Consider the following 6753-nt stretch of genomic DNA (forward strand, 5'->3'; position numbering starts at 1 on the left):
GAAAGTCGCCGGGGGCCGGGCGCTCCGCGCCCGGCAAACCACAAAAGAAGAGAAGAGGGAAAGCGAAACGACAACAATCCGTCGGGTAACATTCCTTCGTGAGGCAACACGTTAGTTGGACATGGTTGTCGCTCCGTTCGGGTTGTCAGCGGGCAATTGACGGCGTCGTTCCTTCGGTTTGTCGCTGGCTTTGCGGCGCCGATAGCTTTCAACGTTCAGTTCGAAGATCGTCGAGTGATGCACAAGCCGGTCGATGGCCGCCAGAGTCATGCCGGGGTCCGGGAAGACGTCGTACCAGCCGGAGAACGGTTGGTTGGCCGTTATCAGAAGACTTTTCCGTTCATACCGCTCGGCGACAACTCGAGTAGCACGCTGGTTTCGGCCTAGTCTTTCCTCACATACGACAGATCATCGTGGATGATCAGGTCGAAGCGGTCAAGCTTCGCGAGCGCCGAAGGCAACTGCAGACTCTGGTGCGCGACCTGGAGCTTCTGCACGATTTGGCCAGTGCGCGTGAACAATACGCGATAGCCGGCGTCGACTAACGCATGACCGATGGCAGATCCCAAGTGACTTTTTCCGCCGCCTGGTGGACCAAGCAGGAGGATCGTGGCGCCTTTCTCGAGCCACGAATAGCCGGTGGCCAGCGCCGTCACATGCGCCTTTGAGACCATGGGCACAATGCCGAAGTCGAAGGTGGCGAGCGTCTTGGTCGAATCCAGATGTGACTCGGTGCGATGACGCTCGATTCCTCGTTTGGCAAGCTCGGCGAGTTCGTGTTCGAGCAATGCACCGAGTGACCGGGACGCCTGCCAGCTTTCCTTGTCCGGGCGTTCAGCGAAGTCCAGCCACAATCGGCCGATTGTTGGCAGGCGCAATTCGTCGAGCAACGTGTCATAGAGGGCGGCGCACGGCATGTCGACGACAACCACCGGACACTCGGCCTGGCGCGGCGCGAACTCATCGAACAGCGCCTTCAGATCGGGCAGTTCACCGAGTTCGAGCATGCATCGAGTCTGTGCGCCAGTTGCGCCTCAACGCCGTGGTGTCCTGCCCAGCTCAAGCAGGCCCACCACGGTCTTGCATGCGCTGCGCGGCGTCAACGCCCTGCTCCAGTCGCTCCCAGGTCCGCCGGTAGGCTTCACGCGCAAACAGATCGTCCCGGAACGCGAGGCCCCTGAAGGCCTGCGGCTTGCGTTTGAGCGAATCGATGAAGTGCCGGTAGTCGATGCCGCGACCGCGCCGTTTGCTGGTGTGTGTGGCTCTCGCTGTGCTGTACACGAGCGCGCCGGACAGGTAGCAATCGAGCCGGTCACTGTAGAGGCGTACCTTCAGGCGACGACCAATCAACCGCGACGGCGCGCGGTACAGGACGCAACGCACGGTGAACGTGCCGTAGCGAGTCACACGCGCCTCTTCCTCGGCGAAGTCGGTGGTACGGTGCTCTGAGGCAGATCCAGCAGGTATTCGCGCTCGATCTGGAACGCCGCAGTATTGCGCCGGTTGCGGGACATCACCACCCCGCGCACGAACTCGTCGTGCGCGGCCCGATCCGCGAAATCGCGGTGACCGCGCGACTCCAGGGCCTGATCGACCTGATCCTTCAGGTAACGATGCGAGGATACGACGCTGCCATTCTCATGACCCATGCCACGGTTGTTGCGCGTGCCTTCCATCCCGTAATGTTCGAGCAGTGCCGCATAGCGAACCGTGAAGTCCTGCTCTTCCTGCAGGTGCGGACGGTTTCGTGGCACGCGCGTCACACGAGCCTTTGATTTATCGTTACATGTAACTCAAAATAAGAACTCCGGATTCGTAAAGAGGGCGGGCATGGTACGCGACAAGAATACTCCGCTACCTGCAACGGAAAAACGGGGCCGTGCCGGCCGTGAGAGCCCGACACGATGACCAACGCCCGGCGCCAGGCGGCCGGCATGGCCGTGGCGGTAACGATAACGGTAAAGGAGCATGACAGGCTCGTGGTCGTATGTGAGCACCTGCGTGAAGAACTGCCGCAGGCTCATCGCGAGATCGGGCGTCGTTCCCGTCGCATCGGCTGTTTTGGTCCAGCCGCTTCCGGCTGACGATGCGCAATCGGATGACCGGCGGCTGGTGGTGACGATGACCGGCCGCGAGTTCTTTTCGCTTCGGCGGCTGGCGGCCCATTACGGCCTGCCCGGACGTGCCGTCCTCGAGCGGCTGGACAGGTGGGAGGATCACAGCGTCGTGCAGTCCTTGGGAGAGGACGATACAGCGGTTAACCGTTACCTTATTCAGTAACGGAAAATAATTGAGCAACCGTTGGTTTATAGTTACCTAATAAATTCGAGCTCCGGATTCGTAAGGGAGTCGTCCACCATATCAGAGCCCTCGCCAACTCGCGATACGCTGCCCTTCCATGACGCCTTATGCCCCGTTCTTTCGTGCCGACCGATGAGCAAGCCGCAATAGTCGATGCGGCTCTTCGAGGGCGAAACCTGAAAATCAAGGCATTTGCCGGAGCGGGAAAGACATCGACGCTGCGGTTGGTGGCGAGCCGCCTCGCAGACAAACGAGGTAGCTACCTCGCCTTCAACCGGGAGATCGCTGACCATGCGCGCCGCAGTTTCCCACCGAACGTCGTCTCCCGCACGATGCACTCGATCGCCTATGCATCGGTCGGCCCGGCACTGCGCTCGCGCCTAGGTCTGCCGGCAGAACAGCCGCACGAGCTGGCTGCGCGCTATCGGCTTGGTGCTGTGGAATTGCCCAGCATCACGGGCAAAAGCCTCCAGATTACACCATTCGAGATCGGCCGGATGATCGCAGATGGTCTTGGCCGCTTCTGCCGCTCGGCGCAGCTCTCTCCTGAGGCCTCGCATGTGCCTGTGGACGAAAAGGTCGACGAGGCGGCTGCGCAATGGCTGCGTGAAGCACTGCTCCCTTACGTCGCCCGTCTGTGGGAGGAAAGCATTGCTCCCCGGGCAGTTCAGGCGATCGGGCCAGACGTTGTCCTCAAGGTCTGGGCGTTGTCAGATCCGCGTCTGGACGCCGACTTCATTCTTTTCGACGAAGCGCAGGACAGTGACGGAGTTATGCTCTCGGTGCTTGGGGGACAGCGTCATGCTCAAATCATCTATGTCGGAGATCCCTACCAGCAGATTTATGAATGGCGAGGCGCGATCAATGCAATGGCGTCCATCGATGCGCCCGAGCTAGCATTGACGGAATCCTTCCGCTTCGGACCAACCTTCGCTGCGCTCGCAAGTCGCATCCTAGGTCTGCTCGGCGAGCGCACTCCCGTTCGCGGCCAGAATACGATTGGCTCGATGATGGTCGAAGACCCTAGCGTTTCGCCCCCGGTCGACGCGGTTCTTTGCCGGAAAAACGTGACGGCTATCTGGCACCTGGCTGCAGGACTCGAGACAGGCCATAAGCCGGCGATCCGCATGAGCCCGGTCGAAATCGAAGCTTTTGCGGATGGCGCAGATCATCTGCTCGCGGGCAGGCGCGCTTATCGGCCCGCTGCCTTTTCGCTTTTCGAGAACTGGGGCGAGGTGCGGTCGTTTGCCCGCAGCGCTGTGGGAAGTGACCTTCTGCCCCTGGTCCGGATAGTTGAGGAATGCGGCACCGACTACCTGCGTGGGCTGGCACGTCGGGTGGCACCGGAGGCGGTTGCAGATTACGTCATCTCAACGGTGCACCGGGCCAAAGGCTTGGAGTGGAAGCGGGTCAAGGTCGTGAATGATTTCCGGTTCGGAATGACCAACGGACGACTGACGCTTGAAGATGAAGAAATGCGCCTGCTCTACGTGGCCATTACGCGCGCGCAACACGTGCTTGATATCTCGGAAGTCCGGAACGAACTCCTGCGGCTGTTTGGCAGGTAAGGACAGCAGACGGCTACATGCTGATCATTTTTTCTGCCAGTGACCGGCGATGAGGATGAGCGGCATCACCGACTTTCTATTTTCCTGGCCTTGAACGGCTGCGCGTAGTTGGGGAATCTGGACTGAACGTCCTACCGTTGCGCCGAACCTGCCAAACCGTCGACGCGGTACGTGAAACAGATGGTGGCCGATCCCATGTTTGTAGCGGGTTCCAATTCAGAATTTGGACGGGCTTCGCTTTGCCATAAAGGGCCCGGTCGGTGTTCGAGTATTTCGCGCCCTGTGCCACCGTAGTGTACTGATGGCCGGCAACCACTTTTCAACGCGTGACGCCTACTTCGCTCGCCGCCAAACCGCGAAACGGTCCGCCGGACAGTCCGGTGCCAGAGGAACGGATTGAGCCAGATGCAGGGTGATCTGTTTGGTGGTTCAAGGGAGCCGTGGCTCGCAGCAACGCGTCGTGACTACCCGACAACGCTAACGACCCGCACATCCGCACTGTCTCGCAGCGCCCGAGATGTCAATTCACAAACAAATCGAAGAGCCGGAGATGAGCTTGTTGCGTGTTCGGCGACGTGGAATTCGGAGGATCATATGTTACGTAGCACCGAAGCTGCGAACGTCATTCATATTGCTTCCTTATTGAAAGGTAGGCGCGTGCATCGAGAGCTTGCGAGTTTTTATAGAAAGTATGGTGTCGATAAAGAGCTGGATTGTGAAAAACTGTAAATGCCATGCTTCTCACCTTACACTTATTGCGAGTTGTTGCGCGTATTGACCGTTTCGGCTGCGTGGAGTGATGGATCCGTCCGCGCGCTTTTTGTGCAACATCTGCGAACCGGCCGGAAGGACAGCGGCTGATTTCGCGCGAGGACCCGGCATTGCGCAGCGATGTCGTGCGACACGGTTGTTGACATATAGTTAGGAATCTTATTTATTATTCAGGATCGGTCATGAATAATATTCAGAGCTATGGCGATGAGCGATCTGGGCATGACGCGCGAGAAATTCGCGAAACGAATCGGTGCGAAGAAAGGTGCGCTAGGTGAACATCCCTCTCTACGGCCATAGTGGAATGGGAGCCTACCTAGGCAAAGTTCTATCGGTTGTCCGAGATGGTCGGTGTGCTCTGATTCGCCGTGTAGGGGTCGTCTGGCCCCCGGAGGTTCCATTCTCTTCGGCAGCTAGCGGTCAAAAGTCAGCTTGAACGAACTCTGACTGCTAGTAATAACGGCCTGTTTCGACGCGTTCTCGCCAAGAGCCAGGGTGGAGTTGCTAAAAGGAAGAGGTGCTACACCATTGGTCGTGGGACCGGCCGCAGTAAATTGAGCGTCGTCTGCCGAGTCCGCCAATGTAAATACTACTGAACAACTAAGATATTTTTTGCTGATCGGATCTTGGAACGTTGCATTCTCGTATGTACCGTGGGAGCTCCACGCCAGTTCCACCATCCGCCATCGGGCTCGCTTGTTGCCGATCTTGCTGATGCCCTTGCTCAGCTTCACTGGTACCGCTCGCTGGCATAGGGCGTTGGGGCCAGGCCCAGGCAGCCGGCCAGTTCGCGGCGGTTGTGAAACCGCCGCCAACCGGACGATTCCCTGACCAGGACCGCGGCACTGCCGGTGCCGATACCCGCAAGGCGCGCGAGCCGCGCAATCGCGGGTTGTGCACCGCTGCACACCTCGGCGCTGCTGCTGTACCTCGAGCGCCCTGATCTGCCTGGCAGCCAGCGACAGTCGCTCACATTCGCGCTCGATCCCAGCGCGTAGACCCGGCAACAATCGGGCGGCGTTCTGCGCCCACCAGTGGGGCCACGCGCGCCCACCGATGTGCCCGACCCGCAGGTTGTGGAGTATCAGCAGCGAACAGATCCGGTTGCTGTGGGGGTACGCTCCTACCGCAGGCGACCGGGTTCACGGCTTACTCGCCGCTCATCTTCCTGTTCGGGGGTGGGAACGCGCACGATGGCCCACATCCTGCGTTCACCACCATAGTATCGCGTCAGCATCGATAGCAGCTTGTCGCTGTCGAGACGGTCGCTCCTGGTGCGACGTCTGCGCCGGTTCACTTCGATACTGGCTGAATCCACCACCAGGTTCGTGACTTGATGTGCTTCCTGGCATCGGTGCAACCAGAAGCCGTCGCGCCCCGCTTCAATAACAACTCTGCACCGGAGCATCGGCGGCCAGATGACAGCGCACCGTGGCCTTCGCAATCGCCGTGAAGACCGCGGCCGTATCGCCGGCGGCCACTATGCAGCGGCTCGGCGCACGCACCCCATCGCCCAGCGAGAGTTTCCAGCGCCTGTAGCCCAGTTCGAAGGCGACTTACGGCGATCCGATGATGGTTGTATCCTGCCCGTGAAGGGCCGTGCGAGGCGCATCCATTTGCGTACTCCTCTCGGAAAACGGGTATCGGAATCCTCGTTTTTACTCCAGGAGCCTTACTTCCGCTGCCCCTCCATAGTATCTAGTGAGTGCGTTGGTAGCAGACTGCAGGCGCTCTCTATCTCTTTTATAAGATTCTCTAGTTTCCCGAGTTAGAAATTCGTAGACAAAATCGCTAAACGCTGGCGAGAATGTCGTCGGTTGATTTGGTCCAGTTGAAAGGTCTCGGATCAGTGTTGTTGGTCTGGATGTATTGGTGAATCGCCTGTTCGAGTTGCCGGGTGGAGCGTTGAGTGCCACGACGGATGTATGTCTCGCTGAGGTGGCAAACCATCGGGCGATCTGGTTAATCCACGAAGCACAGGTCGGGGTGGAATGCCTCCACCGAGCAATTGTCAAATCTGGTGTACGCGGTGAGCAGGTTCATCAGGCGGCGAGCGATTGCTGAACCGGTGTGCTGTCGATCACCGGGATGCCATTTCTGAAAGGAATGCCTT

The 6753-nt window shown here is 59.2% G+C and carries 4 protein-coding genes and 2 pseudogenes; 2 read left to right on the forward strand and 4 right to left on the reverse strand.

The features are described 5' to 3' along the window. Window positions 1-111: 111 nt before the first annotated feature. Window positions 112-890, reverse strand: a pseudogene (gene istB, locus HV796_RS39460) (IS21-like element helper ATPase IstB). After that, window positions 879-1736, reverse strand: a pseudogene (locus HV796_RS45740) (Mu transposase domain-containing protein); the annotation flags it as partial. The pseudogenes HV796_RS45740 and istB, both read right to left, overlap by 12 nt. Before the next feature lie 232 nt (window positions 1737-1968). Between HV796_RS45740 and HV796_RS39475 the strand changes: the two are divergent. Together HV796_RS39475 and HV796_RS39480 are read left to right on the forward strand one after the other, a co-directional pair. Continuing rightward, entirely contained in the window at window positions 1969-2280 is a 312-nt protein-coding gene (locus tag HV796_RS39475) for a hypothetical protein (protein ID WP_175233190.1), read from the forward strand. Between the two features lie 128 nt (window positions 2281-2408). Then, window positions 2409-3869, forward strand: coding sequence for a 3'-5' exonuclease (locus tag HV796_RS39480; protein WP_175233191.1), 1461 nt, complete (start codon window positions 2409-2411; stop codon window positions 3867-3869). Window positions 3870-5053: 1184 nt separating this feature from the next. On the opposite strand, the gene HV796_RS39485 is transcribed toward HV796_RS39480, so the two are convergent. Then, window positions 5054-5374, reverse strand: coding sequence for a hypothetical protein (locus tag HV796_RS39485; protein WP_175233192.1), 321 nt, complete (start codon window positions 5372-5374; stop codon window positions 5054-5056). Next, window positions 5371-5694: a transposase gene (locus HV796_RS45745; RefSeq protein ID WP_343053081.1), complete on the reverse strand. Its 324-nt coding sequence runs from the start codon at window positions 5692-5694 to the stop codon at window positions 5371-5373. The genes HV796_RS39485 and HV796_RS45745 overlap by 4 nt, the downstream gene beginning before the upstream one ends. Window positions 5695-6753: the final 1059 nt, after the last annotated feature.

Source organism: Paraburkholderia humisilvae, assembly GCF_902859855.1.
Taxonomy (GTDB): domain Bacteria; phylum Pseudomonadota; class Gammaproteobacteria; order Burkholderiales; family Burkholderiaceae; genus Paraburkholderia; species Paraburkholderia humisilvae.